General features: G+C 62.1%; 20 protein-coding genes. 14 read left to right on the top strand and 6 right to left on the bottom strand.

Annotated features, from left to right (window positions below):
* Positions 1 to 43: 43 nt before the first annotated feature.
* From serB to A2I95_RS03795, 5 genes are all read left to right on the top strand, one after another.
* The gene (serB, locus tag A2I95_RS03775) at positions 44 to 919 is read left to right on the top strand and encodes a phosphoserine phosphatase SerB (protein ID WP_291728002.1); all 876 of its coding nucleotides are present in this window, start codon (positions 44 to 46) and stop codon (positions 917 to 919) included.
* An 8-nt stretch (positions 920 to 927) separates the two neighbouring features.
* Positions 928 to 1,686 carry a TSUP family transporter gene (locus tag A2I95_RS03780; RefSeq protein ID WP_291728004.1) on the top strand — a complete coding sequence of 253 codons (759 nt, stop codon included), beginning with the start codon at positions 928 to 930 and terminating at the stop codon, positions 1,684 to 1,686.
* Between the two features lie 147 nt (positions 1,687 to 1,833).
* Positions 1,834 to 2,154 carry a helix-turn-helix transcriptional regulator gene (locus A2I95_RS03785; protein WP_291728006.1) on the top strand — a complete coding sequence of 107 codons (321 nt, stop codon included), beginning with the start codon at positions 1,834 to 1,836 and terminating at the stop codon, positions 2,152 to 2,154.
* A gap of 13 nt (positions 2,155 to 2,167) precedes the next feature.
* Positions 2,168 to 2,605: an SRPBCC domain-containing protein gene (locus tag A2I95_RS03790; protein ID WP_291728008.1), complete on the top strand. Its 438-nt coding sequence runs from the start codon at positions 2,168 to 2,170 to the stop codon at positions 2,603 to 2,605.
* Positions 2,606 to 2,638: 33 nt separating this feature from the next.
* Entirely contained in the window at positions 2,639 to 2,959 is a 321-nt protein-coding gene (locus tag A2I95_RS03795; protein ID WP_291728009.1) for a YciI family protein, read from the top strand.
* Between the two features lie 36 nt (positions 2,960 to 2,995).
* On the opposite strand, the gene A2I95_RS03800 is transcribed toward A2I95_RS03795, so the two are convergent.
* Positions 2,996 to 3,994: an asparaginase gene (locus A2I95_RS03800; protein ID WP_291728011.1), complete on the bottom strand. Its 999-nt coding sequence runs from the start codon at positions 3,992 to 3,994 to the stop codon at positions 2,996 to 2,998.
* Positions 3,995 to 4,187: 193 nt separating this feature from the next.
* Between A2I95_RS03800 and A2I95_RS03805 the strand changes: the two genes are divergently transcribed.
* The 3 genes from A2I95_RS03805 to rlmN all read left to right on the top strand — a co-directional run bounded on the left by A2I95_RS03805 (position 4,188) and on the right by rlmN (position 6,512).
* The gene (locus A2I95_RS03805) at positions 4,188 to 4,718 is read left to right on the top strand and encodes an invasion associated locus B family protein (RefSeq protein ID WP_291728013.1); all 531 of its coding nucleotides are present in this window, start codon (positions 4,188 to 4,190) and stop codon (positions 4,716 to 4,718) included.
* Between the two features lie 102 nt (positions 4,719 to 4,820).
* Positions 4,821 to 5,216 (top strand): lysozyme inhibitor LprI family protein, encoded by a 396-nt coding sequence (locus A2I95_RS03810; RefSeq protein WP_291728014.1) that lies wholly within the window; start codon positions 4,821 to 4,823, stop codon positions 5,214 to 5,216.
* Between the two features lie 108 nt (positions 5,217 to 5,324).
* Positions 5,325 to 6,512 (top strand): 23S rRNA (adenine(2503)-C(2))-methyltransferase RlmN, encoded by a 1,188-nt coding sequence (gene rlmN, locus A2I95_RS03815; RefSeq protein WP_291728016.1) that lies wholly within the window; start codon positions 5,325 to 5,327, stop codon positions 6,510 to 6,512.
* Between the two features lie 42 nt (positions 6,513 to 6,554).
* Here the strand turns inward: rlmN and A2I95_RS03820 are convergent, their stop codons facing one another.
* Positions 6,555 to 7,796 (bottom strand): reprolysin-like metallopeptidase, encoded by a 1,242-nt coding sequence (locus tag A2I95_RS03820; RefSeq protein WP_291728018.1) that lies wholly within the window; start codon positions 7,794 to 7,796, stop codon positions 6,555 to 6,557.
* A 331-nt stretch (positions 7,797 to 8,127) separates the two neighbouring features.
* On the opposite strand from A2I95_RS03820, the gene A2I95_RS03825 reads away from it, so the two are divergent.
* The gene (locus A2I95_RS03825) at positions 8,128 to 8,337 is read left to right on the top strand and encodes a hypothetical protein (protein ID WP_027257136.1); all 210 of its coding nucleotides are present in this window, start codon (positions 8,128 to 8,130) and stop codon (positions 8,335 to 8,337) included.
* Positions 8,338 to 8,367: 30 nt separating this feature from the next.
* Here the strand turns inward: A2I95_RS03825 and A2I95_RS03830 are convergent, their stop codons facing one another.
* The gene (locus A2I95_RS03830) at positions 8,368 to 9,216 is read right to left on the bottom strand and encodes a TIGR00730 family Rossman fold protein (protein ID WP_291728021.1); all 849 of its coding nucleotides are present in this window, start codon (positions 9,214 to 9,216) and stop codon (positions 8,368 to 8,370) included.
* 146 nt (positions 9,217 to 9,362) lie between these two features.
* On the opposite strand from A2I95_RS03830, the gene A2I95_RS03835 reads away from it, so the two are divergent.
* From A2I95_RS03835 to A2I95_RS03850, 4 genes are all read left to right on the top strand, one after another.
* Positions 9,363 to 10,283, top strand: coding sequence for a threonine/serine dehydratase (locus tag A2I95_RS03835; RefSeq protein ID WP_291728023.1), 921 nt, complete (start codon positions 9,363 to 9,365; stop codon positions 10,281 to 10,283).
* Between the two features lie 38 nt (positions 10,284 to 10,321).
* Positions 10,322 to 10,921: a GntR family transcriptional regulator gene (locus A2I95_RS03840; RefSeq protein WP_291728025.1), complete on the top strand. Its 600-nt coding sequence runs from the start codon at positions 10,322 to 10,324 to the stop codon at positions 10,919 to 10,921.
* Positions 10,922 to 11,031: 110 nt separating this feature from the next.
* A complete protein-coding gene (gene dapD, locus A2I95_RS03845) occupies positions 11,032 to 11,859 on the top strand; it encodes a 2,3,4,5-tetrahydropyridine-2,6-dicarboxylate N-succinyltransferase (protein WP_291728027.1) in 828 nt (275 codons plus the stop codon).
* A 253-nt stretch (positions 11,860 to 12,112) separates the two neighbouring features.
* Positions 12,113 to 13,480, top strand: a complete 1,368-nt coding sequence (locus A2I95_RS03850) for a formimidoylglutamate deiminase (protein WP_291728029.1) — start codon at positions 12,113 to 12,115, stop codon at positions 13,478 to 13,480.
* Here A2I95_RS03850 and A2I95_RS03855 read toward each other — a convergent pair.
* Positions 13,477 to 14,016 (bottom strand): HutD family protein, encoded by a 540-nt coding sequence (locus A2I95_RS03855; RefSeq protein WP_367150776.1) that lies wholly within the window; start codon positions 14,014 to 14,016, stop codon positions 13,477 to 13,479. The two genes, A2I95_RS03850 and A2I95_RS03855, sit on opposite strands and share 4 nt — an antisense overlap.
* Before the next feature lie 137 nt (positions 14,017 to 14,153).
* On the opposite strand from A2I95_RS03855, the gene A2I95_RS03860 reads away from it, so the two are divergent.
* Complete coding sequence (locus tag A2I95_RS03860) at positions 14,154 to 14,501, top strand: hypothetical protein (protein WP_024092300.1); 348 nt, start codon at positions 14,154 to 14,156, stop codon at positions 14,499 to 14,501.
* 9 nt (positions 14,502 to 14,510) lie between these two features.
* Here the strand turns inward: A2I95_RS03860 and A2I95_RS03865 are convergent, their stop codons facing one another.
* Positions 14,511 to 15,566, bottom strand: coding sequence for a transporter substrate-binding domain-containing protein (locus A2I95_RS03865; RefSeq protein ID WP_291728035.1), 1,056 nt, complete (start codon positions 15,564 to 15,566; stop codon positions 14,511 to 14,513).
* A gap of 108 nt (positions 15,567 to 15,674) precedes the next feature.
* Positions 15,675 to 16,748 (bottom strand): Hint domain-containing protein, encoded by a 1,074-nt coding sequence (locus tag A2I95_RS03870; RefSeq protein ID WP_291728038.1) that lies wholly within the window; start codon positions 16,746 to 16,748, stop codon positions 15,675 to 15,677.
* Position 16,749 lies beyond the last annotated feature (1 nt).

A 16,749-nucleotide genomic window follows, 5' to 3' on the forward strand; every position in this document is an offset into this window, starting at 1 on the left:
GGCCGTTATGACAAGACGAATCCCGACGAAACGGAGCCTTCCGATGTTTGCTGCCACCCTGCTTTGCAACCCTGCCAGCCCGGTTCTGGAGCCTGCGCTGATCGAATCGCTGCGCAATGCCTGGGGCGGCGGCGAGGCCGTCTGGCTGGCGCCGGGCGCCGCGGCTGAGTTTCCGCTGGCGCAGATGCCGGACAACCGGTGGGACGTCTGGGAAGATCTGCAGAAGCTGGGCGTGGATCTGGTTATTCAGCCCAACGCCGGACGGAAGAAGAAGATGCTGCTGGCCGACATGGATTCCACCATGATTCAGCAAGAGTGCATTGACGAACTGGCAGAGGAAGCGGGCATTGGCGCGCGGGTCAAAGACATCACCGCACGGGCAATGAACGGCGAGCTGGATTTTGAAGGCGCACTGACCGAGCGGGTGGGACTATTGAAAGGGCTGCCGGAAACGGTGATCGCCAAGGTGCTGGCCGAGCGCATCACGCTGATGCCCGGCGGCAAGCATCTGCTGGCCACGATGAAGGCAGAGGGCGCTTATGCGGCGCTGGTGTCCGGCGGCTTCACGGCGTTCACCGCTCAGGTGGCGGCCGAGCTGGGGTTTGATGAAAACCGCGCCAACACGCTGCTGATAAAAGACGGCAAGCTGACCGGAGAGGCAGGCAGGCCGATCCTGGGCCGGGAAGCCAAGGTGGAGGCGCTGGAGCAGATCACCGCCCGGCTGGGGATTGGCGAGGCGGATGTCATTGCGGTCGGCGACGGCGCCAATGATCTGGGGATGCTGACGCGTGCAGGCGCCGGGGTGGCGCTGCATGCCAAGCCTTCGGTTGCGGCGGAATGCGATATCCGCATCAACCACGGCGACCTGACTGCGCTGCTGTATATCCAAGGCTACGGCCAGGACGATTTCAAAGGCTGATCAATCACATGCTGGAAGTGGGGATCGAAACCCTGCTGCTTTTGCTGGCAGCCGGGTTTGTCGCGGGTTTCATTGACGCGGTTGCCGGCGGCGGCGGGCTGGTCACTTTGCCTGTTCTGCTTTTGGCGGGGGCCAGCCCGGTCACGGCCCTGGCGACAAACAAGGTACAGGCGCTGTTCGGGGCCGCCACTGCAGCGGCCAGCTATGCCAAAGCCGGCCACGTTGATCTGAAGTCACAACGCATTCCTGCGCTGATAGCCTTTGCCGCGTCCGTCGCAGGCGCCTTTCTGGTGACCTTCCTGCCCACCGAGTGGATCCGGCTGTTCCTGCCGGTGCTGCTGATTGCCATTGCCATCTTCTTTGCAACCAAGAAAGGTCTGGATGATCTGGACCGGCAGCGCCGCCTGTCGCCAGCCCTGTTTGCTGCAACAATGGTTCCTTTGTGCGGTGCCTATGACGGGCTGCTGGGACCCGGGGCAGGCAGTTTCTACATGCTCGCCTTTGTCTCCATTGCCGGTTACGGCATCCTCAAGGCCACGGCCCATACCAAGCTGTTGAACTTTGCTTCCAATGCGGGCGGCCTCGTTGCCTTTTCCTTTTTTGCCTCCCCCTGGTGGATCACGGGCTTGCTGATGGGATTGGCCCAAATTGCCGGTGCGCGGGCAGGAGCCGGGCTTGCGAAAAGGCAGGGGGCGAAGCTGATCAAACCGCTGCTGGTGATGACCTCAATAACCCTGGCGGCCAAGCTGCTTTGGGATATGCGGTGATTTCCTGACCCGCACCTGCCGCCGCCGGAACCGGCAGCGGACCTTCGAACGCGCGGTTTTGTCTTGCTGTATACGGGCCAATTGCACCCAGATGCCCACTACTATTTTTAACCTGACACTTAATTAACAAAAGTGATAATAATAGATATGATACCGATTCTGAAGTCTTTTGCCGCGCTGTCGGATGAAACCCGTATGTCGATTGTGGACCAGTTGATTGTCAAAGGCGAACTGCCTGCAGGCGATCTGGCACCGGGTGCGGGCATTTCGGCGCCTGCGATCTCGCGCCATCTTAAGGTGCTGCGCGAGGCTGGGCTGGTATCGCAGCGCGCCGATGGCACCAAGCGGCTGTATTCCGCCCGGCCCGAAGGCCTGCAGATGATTGCCGAGTGGACCCAGTCCCGGCGCGCCTTCTGGGAGGGTGGTCTGGACCGGCTGGAGGCGGCTTTACTGGAAGATGATGCCTGATGGAGGAAACCGCATGAGTGATCTGCATCTGCAAAGGGTTTTCCCCGTCAGTCCGGAAAAACTGTTCGCCTGGGTGACCACCCCGGACAAGCTGCTGAAATGGTGGGGCCCAGAGGGGGTGCATATCCCGGAACATGATCTGGACCTGAGCCGCACCGGCCCTTGGTTTTCCGTCATGCAGAACAGTGACGGCCAACAGTTCCATGTCTCCGGCCAGGTAACCCATGTGGATGTGCCGAAGTCCGTCGGCTTCACGTGGGCCTGGCACGACGAGAACGGAAACCGCGGCGCCGAAAGCCATGTGACCTTTACAATTGCTGCCACAGAAAACGGCGCCATGCTGCTGATTGACCACCGTGATCTGGACGGCAGCGAGATCGCATCGCGCCACGAACAGGGCTGGACTTCGACCCTGCGCAAGCTGGAGGCGCAACTGGCCGAAAACCCCTGAACAGGAATTCATCGCAACCAAGGGAGAAAACCAATGCCACAGTTCATTTTTGCCTATCACGGCGGCAAGAAGCCCGAGAGCGAAGCAGAAGGCGCCAAGGAAATGGAGGCCTGGAAAAACTGGATGGGGGCGATGGGAGATGCGCTGAAGGTTCCGGGCGCGCCGGTTGGCCTCTCCAAAACAGTCAGCGCCGGAGGGGTCGTGGACAATGGCGGCGCCAATCCGCTTTCGGGCTACACGGTGGTCGAAGCGGCCGACCAGGATGCTGCCTGCGAAATGGCCAAGGGCTGCCCGATGGTGGTGAGCGGCAACGGTTCGGTCGAAGTGGCCGAGATCATAGACATGGAAATGTAGGCTGCATGCCCCGGGGCCGGCCCGGGGCATCTGTTTTCAGAACAGCAGTTCGGCTGCCGGGCGGATGGATCCACACTCCAGCCCGCGGCGGCTGTAGAGTGCCTTGTTCATGTATTTGCGGGTTTCCGGATGCTCCGCCTCCAGCACGCCAAGGCTGACCATCAGCGCCGCTATCGCGCATTCGCTGGCGCGGGTGGCGCCGTCAGTGATTTTCACGGCCACACCCATTTTCTGCTCGGGCAGGATGGCGATGAACACCGCCTCGGCGCCGGTCTTGATCGCCACCTTGCCGCCCATGGCCCGCATCAGGTTGGTGCAGCAGCGGGTTTCGCCTGCAACCAATTCAGGATACGCCGTCATTGCCGCGACCAGCTGCTGCGCCGCTTGCGATGCGCGGTCGGAACGGTCTGCGGCGCTGGCAAACCAGGCCATGGACCGCGCGAGGCCAGTTACGGTGGTGGCAAAATTCGGTGCTGAGCAGCCGTCGATGCCATAGCCGGGGCTGTCCTGCCCGGTGGTTTCCTCAAACGCTGCCAGGCAGGCCTGCTGCACCGGGTGGTCGACTTCGATGTACTCGGCCCCTGCCCCCAGATACTGGGTCAGGGTCAGAAAGCCTGCGTGTTTGCCGGAGCAATTGTTGTGCACCTGGCAGGGACTGTTGTCGGTCTTGATCAGCTCATTGCGGGCCGGGATGTCATCCGGCAATTGCGAGCCGCAGCGGAAGTCGTCATCGCCAAGGCCCAGCTGATCCAGCCAGCTGTTCACCCGGTCTGTATGGATGTGCGCACCATTGTGGGAGGCGCAGGCCAGGGCCAGCTGTTCAGACGTCAGACCATAGCGCGCAGCGGCGCCGGAGGTGATCAGCGGCAGCGCCTGGATCATCTTGGCCGAGCTGCGCGGGTAGATCACCGCATCCGGGTCCCCCCAGCTGCGCACCACCTTGCCCGTGTCATCACAAATGACGGCATGCCCCAAATGCAGGCTCTCCAGCAGCGGGCCGCGCCAGACTTCGGCCATGGGCACAGGTTTCGGCATAATGTCTCCCCTCATGTTTCCGTGCGGTTTTCTGGGCGAAATCCTGCCAAAACGCACTTTCGCCCGTGGTGCTAGTTACGTTAGTGTGCTTGTGTAGCGCAAGCGAGGGGATCGGGATCAGACGGCGGTTGAAACGCTGCGGACCCTTTGTTTGGTATTTGAGGTTTAGAGAACAGTCTTGGAGTCGGGACAAATGGCATTGAAACTCGCCCGCGTGGCTGCGGGCCTGTGTCTGGCAGCATTGGCAACCACCGCATCTGCGCAAGCAACGTCGAATAATCGCGTTGCAGCCAAGGTGGACTGGAGCGTCTTTGAAGGCGACAATCCGAATGAATGCTGGGGGGTTTCCGCACCAAAGGAAACCGTGAACACCCGCGACGGCCGCGTCGTGGCGGTGCGCCGCAGCGAGATCCAGCTGTTTGTCACCTTCCGCAGCAGCGACAGCCCCAAGGGCGAAGTCAGCTTTACCGGCGGCTACCCGTTTGCGCCGGGATCCACTGTGAACATGGCCATCGGCGAGTCCGAGTTCGAGCTGTTCACAGAGGGCGAATGGGCCTGGCCGGCCACACCTGCGGATGATGCCAAGATTGTCACCGCCATGAAGCGCGGCGCCAATGCGGTACTGACCGCGCGGTCGGCCCGTGGCACCCAAACCAAGGACAGCTTCTCGCTGCTGGGTTTCACGGCAGCCTTGGAAGATGCGGAAAAGCGCTGCAGCAAGTAACGTCCGGCGCTTAGCGAAAACACACCAAACCCCGGCCTGTGCCGGGGTTTTCTTGCTTGAGGTCCGCAAGCGGCGTAGCATGGGAAGCAGGAGGTGCTTGCCATGCCGAACTCAGCCAGTCTCCCGTGCGCTTGCCTTGCAGTTGCGCTGCTTTTCCCGCCCGCTTTTGCCAATCCGGCGCTGGAATGCAGCGCGGGAAGCCGTGAGGAAATCGGTTCCTGCGTGGCGGACGATGAAGAAGGAGTGGAAGCTGCACTGCTCAAAGCGCTGGAAGCGGCAATGATCGCCGCTGCAGAGCGCGACAACACCAATGGCGGGACTGCGGTTGAAGCTGCGCTGATGCAGAGCCAAACCGCATGGGAAGCCTTCCGGGGGGCGCATTGCGCCTTTGCCGGCGAAGCCCATGCAGTGCGTGAAGACGCCGGAATTGCAACCCGGGCCTGCTGGACGACCCTGGGGCGCGCCCGGGTTGAGGAGCTGGTACGGTTTTCCAAATAGGCACGGGCCAGGTTGCGGCCTGAACATTGTGCCCAAGGATTCCTTTTGATCTTCCGCGGGAATCCTATATAGAGCCGCATCCGCCCACCAGCACCGAGGCTAAAGCCAATGACCGCCAGCGCGCCGATTACCCAGGACGTATTGACCCTGCCCCGCAAGGATCCCGAAGGCGGCAAGATCAATCTTGTCGGCCTCACCCGCGAGCGCATGCGCGAGGTGTTGATCGAACACGGCACACCGGAAAAACAGGCCAAGATGCGTGTCGGACAGATCTGGCAGTGGATCTACCAGTGGGGCAAGCGCGACTTCGCGGATATGACCAACTTGGCCAAAGCCTACCGTGCAGATCTGGCAGACACTTTCGAAGTCCGCATTCCGGAAGTGGTGAGCAAGCAGGTCTCCACCGATGGCACCCGCAAGTATCTGGTACGGATCGCCGGCGGGCATGAAGTCGAAGTGGTCTATATCCCAGAAGACGGCCGCGGCACGCTGTGCATTTCCTCGCAGGTGGGCTGCACGCTGACCTGCTCTTTCTGCCATACCGGCACCCAGAAGCTGGTGCGCAACCTGACCCCGGCTGAAATTGTCGGCCAGGTGATGATGGCACGCGACGATCTGGAGGAATGGCCGGTACCCGGCGCGCCCAAGGACGAGACCCGCCTGCTCAGCAACATCGTGCTGATGGGCATGGGCGAGCCGCTCTACAACTTCGATAACGTTCGCGACGCGATGAAGATTGCGATGGACCCGGAAGGCATCTCGCTGTCCCGCCGCCGGATCACGCTGTCGACCTCAGGCGTGGTGCCGGAGATTGCCCGCACCGCGGAAGAAATCGGCTGTCTGCTGGCGATATCCTTCCACGCCACCACCAACGAGATCCGCGACAAGCTGGTGCCGATCAACAAGCGCTGGAATATTGACGAGCTGCTGCAAGCTCTTGCGGATTACCCCAAAGTGTCGAACTCCGAGCGGATCACATTTGAATATGTGATGCTGGACGGGGTCAATGACACCGACGAGGACGCGCACCGGCTGATCGAGCACATCAAGCGCTACAACATCCCGGCCAAGATCAACCTGATCCCGTTCAACGAATGGCCCGGCAGCCCCTACAGGCGGTCCTCGAACAACCGAATCCACGCCTTTGCCAATATCGTCTATCAGGCCGGTTATGCCTCGCCGATCCGCAAGACCCGCGGCGACGACATCATGGCCGCCTGCGGCCAGCTGAAATCGGCGACCGAGCGCGCCCGCAAAAGCCGCAAGCAGATTGAGGCCGAAGCAGGGTTGAAGTAACCCCGCTCCGGCCCCGGTGCGGCAGGGTCCCCGGCTGCCGTATCAGGTAAACAGGAAGTGGTCCTCGGTGAGCGTGCCGGTATAGCCGGTCAACTCGATCTGGTGACTGCCGAAAAATCCGATCAGGGTGCTGCCATTTTCCTGTGTAATGGTCAGATCGCTGAAATCTTCCACTGAGGTGTCAAAGAATTCGATCCGGTCATCGCCTTTGCCGAAATCCGTGATGACTTCGTCTTCCCAATAATCGGCAGAGACAAACACAAAGACATCTGCGTGTTTGCCCCCCGTCAAAATGTCAGATCCTTCGCCGCCGACAAGGCGGTCTTTGCCGTTGCCGCCGATCAGCCTGTCGTCCCCTTGGCCGCCGAAAAGCGTGTCCCTGCCGCCATTTCCTTTCAGGAAATCGTCTTCACCATAGGCGCCTGAATAGTCGGTCTCATCCAAACCGCCGATCAGGACGTCCGCCCCCTTGCCGCCCGCTAGCCTGTCTTCGCCATAACCCCCGGTAAGACTGTCAGCGCCGCCGCCGCCGAACAGGCGGTCATCCGCTTCGCGGCCGATGACGGTATCTTCGCCGCCCTTGGCATAAATCTTGGTATCCTGTCCGGTCGCCAATACAGTTTCTGCACGGCTGCTGGCCTTGATCACCACGTCGCCCGCCGTGTTGACGTAAGCTCTCCATCCTGCGGTTCCGCCGGTATCGCCATAAATATGGGTCAGAGCTTGCACATCGAATGTGCCCAGTTCCGTGACGCTGTACCCGGCATAGTTATAGGTCATCACGGTGTGTTCCTGATCGTCCAGGTGGTCCGCCAGCGTATTGTCACCGTCATGCGGATGTTCAAGACCCAGGGCATGGCCGATCTCGTGCAGCACCGTTTCATAGCCATAGGATCCCGGTGCCATATCAGTGCTCTCAATCGCCAGCTCCCCCTCATTGGTAGAGTAGGCGTTGGACCAGGCAAGATCCGCCCAGCCTGCAGCAGAGCCGCCGTTGTAGCCAAAGGCGTTGATCATTGCCGGGCCGTCCGTTTCGACAAACAGCAAGCCGGACGCCTCTTCAAACTCCGCAAGAGCCAGGCGGAAATAGTCGCGCTGCGTGCTGTTGAAGGACCAATAGCTGCTGGCGCCATAAGGGTCGTCAGCCACATTCCCCAAGTCGCCGCTTTCGACAAAGCTGTATGTCACCACAGTTTGAGTGCCAAGATCAGCCAGGCTGTTCCAGCGGAGGCTGTTGTTCGATGTATAGGCTAAAAGCGCCGTGTAATCTGAAACTTCGGGCATCAACGGTCTCCACTATCCTGTCAACGGTAAGTTTTTGTTTGTAAATGTGGCCAAGTTTGGCCCGCTTCTGGCCTGAGGCCGAGCGAAGAAATGACAATTTGCTGCAATTGGCAAATTACTGCGCGAAAACCGTCTGATGAAGTCCGGTTTCCCGCCGGTTCACCCGCCCGCGTCGCCGCAGCATCACCACGTCTGAGAGCTGTTGCACAAGAGCCGCACTCCAGGACGCAGGCCAACCCGCCGTATTCTTTTCACAATACAGCTCAAATTCCGCCGCTTGCCGGGAACAGTTTCCAAAACGCAGACAATTCATTTTCAGAAGGACTCACAGATGGCTCCAATGGAACGCAAGACTGCCCCGATTGACCCCAGCGTGCTGGACCTGATCCGCAGCGAACGGGAAAAGGCTCTTAGTCCGCGGGAATGGCAGTTCCGCCTGCGCGGGTATGGCTATTCTATAAAAACCGTAGAAGGTGCTCAGATCCTCACCCGTCTGACAACCGGTGACGAGGTTGGCAGGCTGCCGCCGGAATTTGCTTGATCACGGCAACAGCTGCTTTGCTTACGGCGCTTAGCGCTCGCGTCCGGGCAGGCTGTCGCGCGGCGGCGCAGGCTCCCAATTTTCGATGATCTCCACCGCCTCTTGGGCGGTGTCGACCACGCGGAACAGGTCCAGATCCTGATCCGAAATGGTGCCGGCATCAGCCAGCGCCTCCCAATTGATGATCTTGTCCCAGAACGCCTTGCCGAACAGCAGGAACGGCACCCGCTCCATGCGGCCGGTCTGAATCAGTGTCAGGCTCTCGAACAGTTCGTCCAGGGTGCCAAAGCCGCCGGGGAACACGGTGATCGCCCGCGCTCGCATCAGGAAATGCATTTTGCGGATCGCGAAGTAGTGGAAATTGAAGCTGAGGTCCGGCGTTACATAGCCGTTGGGCGCCTGTTCATGCGGCAACACGATCGACAGGCCAATGGACTGGCCGCCCGCGTCCAGCGCACCGCGGTTGCCCGCCTCCATCACACCAGGGCCGCCACCGGTCACAATTACATTCTGACGGCCACCGCTCTGCTTCGACTTTTCGGTCATCAGCCGGGCGAACTCGCGCGCCTCATCATAGAAATGCGACAGATCCGCCAGTGTCTGGGTGCGCGCCTGATCCTTGTGCTTGGGATCCGGGATCCGGGCGCCACCGAACATCACGATGGTGCTTTCGATGCCATGCTCGTTCAGCATCAGCTCCGGTTTCAGCAGCTCCAGCTGCAGCCGCACCGGCCGCAGCTCCTCCCGGCACAGAAACTCTTCATCGGCAAAGGCAAGCCGGTAGGCAGGCGCCTGGGTCTGAGGGGTGGCGGGCACATGTTCGGCCCGGTCCCGGTCGGAATGGGCATCGCGGAATCGGCTGTGGCGGTCTTCGGTCATAGAAAATCCCAGATTAATCAACAGGACTCCCTTTGTAGCCGCCCTTGGCCGTTAGCGCCAATCAAGAATGCAACAACGCGCCGTAGCGCTTGCACACGGCAGCGGCGCGGATAAGGTTCCCGCGCAGCAGGCAGGGAGATCGGCGCATGAACTGGCAGAATGAAATCAGGAACGCAGCAGAACGCGTTGCCCCCCATGTGCAGCAGACCCCGGTGATGCAGGCACAGGGCTTCAGCCTGGACTTCCCGGTGGAGCTGAAGCTAGAACACATGCAGCACACCGGCAGCTTTAAGGCCCGTGGTGCTTTCAACACCTTGCTGAGCCAGCCTGTGCCCCTGGCCGGATTGGTGGCAGCTTCCGGCGGCAACCACGGCGCCGCCGCGGCCTATGCCGCGCATCAGCTCGGGCACAAAGCCCGGATCTATGTGCCCGAGATGGCCGGCCCGGCCAAGATTTCTCTGATCGAACGCACCGGAGCAGATCTGCAGGTGGTGCCCGGTGCCTATGCCAACGCACTGGAGCAAGCCCAGGCCTACGAGGCAGAGACCGGAGCCATGCAAGTCCATGCCTATGATGCGCCCGCGACTGTTGCGGGCCAGGGCACCTGCTTTGCCGAATGGCAGACCCAAGGCCTTGAGGCGGATACTCTGCTGATCGCCGTGGGCGGTGGCGGGCTGATTGCTGGCGCAATGGCCTGGTTCCACGGCGCAAAGAAGATCGTGGCGGTGGAGCCGGAAACCTCCTGCGCGCTGCATGCGGCCTTGCAAGCCCGCCAGCCTGTGGATGTGGAAGTTTCCGGCGTGGCGGCCAACGCCCTTGGTGCCAAACGCATTGGCGCTATCTGTTTCGAGTTTGCCTCGGCACAAGACCTGGCATCGGTGACCGTGCCGGACAGCGCCATCACCGCGGCGCAGACGGCGCTCTGGCGCGAGCGGCGGATCCTGGTGGAGCCCGCCGGCGCCACCGCCCTGGCGGCGCTGATGTGCGGCGCCTACCGCCCTGCCCCCGGCGAGCGGGTGGCGGTGTTGATCTGCGGCGGCAACATCGCCCCGGACCCGCTGGGATAATCCTTGCGGGCTGACCCCGGCGCGGGTATCGCCGTGGCATGTCCGCAACCATTGCCGATACGATATATCACGCCTTAAGCGAGCGCATCATCACCGGCAGCCTGCCTGCCGGCGAAAAACTGCGCCAGGACCATATCGCGCGCGAGTTTGACGCCAGCCACGTCCCGGTGCGCGAAGCGCTCCTGCGACTGGAGGCGCATGGCCTCGCCCAATCCGAACCCCGCCGCGGCACACGGGTAAGCGCCCTGAATCCTGCTGAGATCCGCGAAGTGATCGAAATGCGGGTGGCGCTGGAGGTGCTGGCCCTCACCCACGCCTTTGCCCGCCTGACCCCTGAGGACATCGAGACGGCCGAGGCCGCCCGCCTCGCCTGCGACGCGGCGGAAGACATGGCCAGCTGGGAACGCCTGAACCGCGCCTTTCACCGGGTGATCCTGGCGCCTTGCGCGATGCCGCGGCTGCTGGCCTCGATTGACGATCTGCACATCGCCGCCGCCCGGCATCTGTTCGCCAACTGGCAGCACCAGTGGACCCGCCGGGTGGATGCCGACCACGCCGCCATTGTCAGCGCGATGACCCGCCGCGATCCCGCCGCCGCCTGCGAAATCCTGCGCCGCCACCTGCGCCGGGTACGCTGACTGCAGGCAAAACGCCGTGCAGGGCGGCAATTTGGACGCAATCCGGACATGACCTGCGGTCAGATTGCCGTTATGTAACCCCGAATCTAACGGATGCCGGAGGAACCCCCATGTCCAACGCCCAGCTGGAAGCAGCAATCGAAGCCGCCTGGGAGGCGCGCGACACCATCACCCCCGCCACCACCGGCGAACAGCGTGAAGCCATTGAGGACACCTTGAACGCGCTGGACTCCGGCGCGCTGCGGGTGGCCGAAAAGCTGGACAGCGGCGACTGGCACGTGAACCAGTGGGCCAAGAAGGCGGTGCTGCTGGGCTTCCGCATCAAGGACATGGAAATCCAAGAAGGCGGCCCGCAGGCCGGCGGCTGGTGGGACAAGGTCGACAGCAAGTTTGCCGGCTGGGGCGAAGCTGACTGGAAATCCGCAGGCTTCCGCGCGGTGCCGAACTGCGTTGTCCGAAAATCCGCCTATATCGCCCCCGGCGCGGTGCTGATGCCCTCCTTCGTGAACCTGGGCGCCTATGTCGGCGAAGGCACCATGGTCGACACCTGGGCCACCGTCGGCTCCTGCGCGCAAATCGGCAAGAACGTGCACCTGTCCGGCGGTGTCGGTATCGGCGGCGTGCTGGAACCAATGCAGGCTGGCCCCACCATCATCGAAGACAACTGCTTCATCGGTGCCCGTTCGGAAGTGGTCGAAGGCTGCATCGTGCGCGAAGGCTCTGTTCTGGGCATGGGCGTGTTCATCGGCAAATCGACCAAGATCGTCGACCGCGAGACCGGTGAAGTCACCTATGGCGAAGTGCCGCCCTATTCAGTTGTGGTCGCAGGCTCGATGCCGTCGAAGAACAACATCAGCCTCTACTGCGCGGTCATCGTGAAGCGGGTTGATGAGAAGACCCGCTCCAAGACCGGCATCAATGAGCTGCTGCGCGATTGATCCGCACTGCAGCGCTAAATCTTGAAACGCGCCCCTGGCCGGGCGCGTTTTTCTTTTGCCTCCGGCAGCTGGGGCTTTGCCTCAGGCCCCAGGATATTTGAAGCCAGAAGAAGGCTGGATCCCCGTTCTTCCGGCCCGGAAGCATCCCGAGGTGAGGCTACCCGGCCGAGGGGCAGCGCCCCTCCTGCGCAAAATCCTTGCCGTGCAATAAGCACGCCGCTAATAGTAATACATCTACACATAAGAGAGTCAGATGCAGACAATATTCGCTCAGCGCGCCCGCCTGCCCCAAGGGTGGGCAGAGAACCTCCGGCTGACAGTTGAGGCTGGGCGGATCACGTCTCTGGAAACGGATGCCCGGCCGCAAACCGGGGATGCGCGGGCGGACGTGCTGCTGCCGTCTCTGGGCAATCTGCATTCTCACAGCTTCCAGCGCGCAATGGCCGGCATGACTGAGTACCGCGCAGCGGGCAAGGACAGTTTCTGGACCTGGCGCGAGCTGATGTACCGGTTCGTTGACCGCATCACCCCGGAGCAATACGAGGCTATCGCTGCGCTGGTTTTTATGGAAATGCTGGAAGCCGGTTATGCCTCGGTTGGCGAATTTCACTATGTCCATCACCAACTGGGCGGGCCCCGTTTTGCATCACTGACAGAACTCAGCGAGCGGGTCTTTGCCGCCGCCGGCCAGACCGGCATCGGTCTCACCCATCTGCCGGTGCTTTACAGCTACGGCGGCGCTGATAAGCAAGACCTGAATGGCGGCCAGCAACGGTTTGGCAATTCGGTAGCCGAATTCTCTGAACTGGTCACCCGCGCCCGCGAAATTTCGGCGCGAAACCTGCCGGCAGACGCTTGTGTCGGCATTGCTCCGCACTCGCTGCGCGCCACTTGCCCCGAAGATCTGGCCGAAGTGCTGCAGATCCAAGAAGGACGGCCTGTGCATATCCATATCGCTGAGCAGCCCAAAGAAGTTGCCGATATCAGCGCTTGGCTGGGCGCAAGGCCCGTTGAATGGCTGCTGGACAACGCTCAGGTTGACGACAAATGGTGCCTGATCCATGCGACCCATATGACCAGCGCCGAGACCGTGGGCATGGCACAATCCGGCGCCGTAGCAGGGCTGTGCCCGATCACCGAGGCAAACCTGGGCGACGGCCCGTTCAACGGGGTGGAGTATCTGGCGCACGATGGTGCGTTTGGGGTGGGATCAGACTCTAACGTGCGGATTTCGCTGCCGGAGGAGCTGCGCACACTGGAGTATTCTCAGCGTCTGCGCGACTTGGCACGCAATGTTCTGGTGCCGGGTGAGGGCTCGGTTGGCGAGACTCTGTATCTGGGTGCTGCCAAGGGCGGGGCGCAGGCCCTTGGGCGCGATGCAGGTCGGATCAAGGAAGGCGCTCTGGCGGATCTGGTGGCGATTGACAGCAGTGTTCCTGCGCTCTGCGCGCTGAAGCCGGAGCAGATGCTGGACGGGCTGTGCTTTGCGGCGGGCGACGATACTGTGACCGACGTCTGGAGCGCCGGCCGCCATGTGGTGAAGCAGGGCTGCCATATCGCCCGCGACAGTGTGGTTGCCGGATACCAGACCGCGATCAAAGACTTGCTAAACAGTCTCTAGACAGGCGAAAACTGCACTTGGATGACTGCGCCGCCATTGGAAACCGTTCCGATGGCGGCACTCTCCGTCAAGATCCCTTCGCCAGGATCAAAGCGGCCTGTGCCTGTGATCTGCAGACTGCCGGCGACAACAAACAGCGCGTGTTGTCCTTTGACTGTAGAAACCTTGCCCTCCCGCAGGATACAAGCACCGACCGTGACCAATGCCGGTTCATAGATCACGTTGAACGCGGTGCAGGGACCGTTCCGAAGGCGGCAGCACAGATCCAAGCTGCCTTCGAACGCAAGCGGTTCCAATGGCCGAGCCTCCAGTGTTGTCCCGCTATTTGACAAAACATGACCTGCCCCCTCGGTTATGCAGTGTATGCGGGCCAGGCCGGGAAACGCGGAAAACGGGCCGTCCTGCGAGATCTCTGCTAAGCTGAGGCGCCAGACCATCCGGCCGCCTTCTGCGTGCGACGCCAGTTCACGGGTCACACCGCTGCCGTTCTTCCAGGGAACCGGTTGGGCAGTTTGGGCGGAGAAGCGCATTGGCATGTCCCTTTGGCGTTGTAGTAGGCTTAGACATAAAACCCGAAGGCAAAAGACCACAAGCCCTCCGCTTGCTGCCCCTCCAGTCTGCGCGTCATCTCTATTTGATTGACCACCCCCTGCCCCGGGGCTATGGCGGCGGCATGGAAAAGAAGAAACCCTCCCGCCAGCAAGTCTATACCCTGCTTGTCCAGATCGGACGCAAAGACGGGGACGGCCTGCCCGACGGTGCCACCGGTGCAGCGCTGATGATCTATGCCTCCGGCGTGGATGAGGCCGAGGCGGTGCGCGAAACCGTGGCGATCCTCAAGCAGGCCGATACCGCGCCGCTGGATGTGACCGGCTACGGCACGCTGGAAGAGCGTGAAGCCGAAGGCCATGAGATCGGCGATGAGGAACGCGCATTAATGCAGCGGGCGCTGGAGGAAAACGCAGTGATCGTCGCCCAGATGACCCCGTTCTTTGACGGTGAGGAGCCGGTTTTCCACTAGCCCCGCAGGTCAGTTCTGGCTGCCGAACCATTTGCGGTAGAGGGCGTCATAGCTGCCGTCCTCCTGCATAGCCAGCAGCGCCTGGTTGACCTCTTCCACCAGCGGCGAGCCGGCCGGGAACACCAGCCCGTAATTCTCGCGCAGGAACGGCTGACCGATGGTGTGGCCGTATTGATGACCGCCTTGCTGTACATAGAAATTCAGCACCGGCGCATCAAAAACCAGCGCCGTCACCTCACCAGCTTCAAAGGCGCCCAGCATCTCATCCAGACCGTTAAAGGCGGAATAGTCGATTTCGCGCCGGTCAAGGAACCCCGCAGCGGTCGACCCGCCAATGGTTCCCACGGATCTGCCATACAGATCATTCACCGAGTTCACCGAGCCGCTGATTGCCTCCACCGTCATCACCGCAGTGATTTTGGCGACAAAGACCGAGACGATGAACAGCGAAGATACCACCAGCACCACACCGAACATCCGGCCCACCGGTGTGCGCGGCACCCGTTCTTCGAATCCGCCGTTCACCACCAGGTTCAGCGCCCACCAGAAGGAGGGGAACCAGGCCTCGTTCAAAGGACGGTCGAAATAGGGCTGGGCGCGGCGCTCGAAAACCCACATCAGCATACCGCCGCCGAACAGCAGCAGGAATGCAATGCCGATGGCGGCAGCCAGATCCCAGGACAACAACGCCCGCACCAGGGACGGCTGGCGGATTTCATCGGCCTGCACCATGATCTGCAGCCCGCTTTCAAAGATCGGATGGCTGAAATCCATCGCGATTTCGCGCGATGCGGTGATCGAGATGTTGGCGGCGGCCAGATCCGCCGCGCCGCCGCGCACCCCGTCCAGCATCTCCGCAAAGCTGTTCGTACGATTGACGCGGTACTCCCAATTCAGCCGCCCCGCCAGGATTTTCAGAAGCTCCAGCGAGAAGCCCGTGTCACGCCCCTCCTCCACCATCGAAAACGGCGGCCGGGTGACAGTGTTGACTGTCAGCACCTGCGCAGACAGCAATTGCCCCCAGATCAGGAACAGGGCGGCGATGGTCAGGCGAAGATACAGCACGGAAACGCTCGGGTCAGGCCTCTGGGACGGTTTCAACGTCCTTAGGCGGTTCCCCTTTTTCACGCAAGCGCCTTGGCAGCAGAGGCCGGATTCGAAGCTGCGGATGTGTCAGGCGGTCCTCTGCTGGGCCAGCACTGCGGCGTCAAAGGCCCGCAGCACCGGGAACTTCGGCTGCCGGTGCTCGGGCAAGGCCGCGGCGCCCAGCGGCGCCAAAAGGCTGGCAGCCAGACGCTGGGGGTCGCGCCGCAGGCGGCCCAGGAACAGGCTTTCTGTCATGGCGCCCGCGGCCAGCAGCGGCTCATGATCCGGCAGCACCGCCTGGCGGTAAGTGATCAGCGGCGCACCTGACGCGCCTGGCAAGGCGGTGCCGGTCCCCAGCAGATTGCCGGCCGGCACCAGAACCGCAGGCTGGCCGAACAGATACTCCACCTCCGAGCCGGACAGCACCAGTCGCTGGAACGGTGCCGCGTGAATATCCCGCTGCAGCCCGAAATAGGGCGCCCTGAGCCGCACCGGCGCAAAAGAGCCCAGCGCAGGCACCTGGCGTTCAACCACATGCAAGACCGGCACCGCCTCACCGCTGCTGGTCAGAACCAGATCGCCCCGCTGCAGACCGTTCAGCGCACGGTAGCCTTCGGGTGTGGCAATGGGAGTGGACGGCAGCAGCGCCGGGGCCGGACCCGCGGGCTCAATACTGCTGGATAGCGCCAGATAGTCCACCGAAGGCGCCACGTAGCCCAGCGGTCCGGCCAGCGCCTGCAGGTCCCGCAACCGCCAGGGCTTGGGTTCAGGCAGGGCGGCAATCTGCATCTGGCTGCCGTCCGGCCGCTCCAATGTCAGCCGCCCCGTGCGGGCAGGCGCGTCCCAGGCATAGATCAGCCGCAGCCTGCCAGTGCGCCCCAGGCTGGTTGGATTCAACGTCTGGTGCAGCACGGCACCGTTTTGCTCCAGCACAAAGCTTAAGCCGCCGCCCGGTACCGCCTGCAATGCCAGCTGCAACGGCCAATTGCCGCCTTGAGAGTAGAGCAGCAGCGGCTCTGGCCGCGCGCTTTCAGGCAGGTGGAATTCCAGCATCATGGTGCCGCGCACCAGCAAGCAATCGCCGTCAGTTATTCCCGCCGTCAGCAGCGCTTGCGGGCCGCTCCAGTTGCGCCCGCCGCCAAAGACCGCAAACCAACCCACC

The organism is Leisingera sp. F5 (assembly GCF_001593695.1).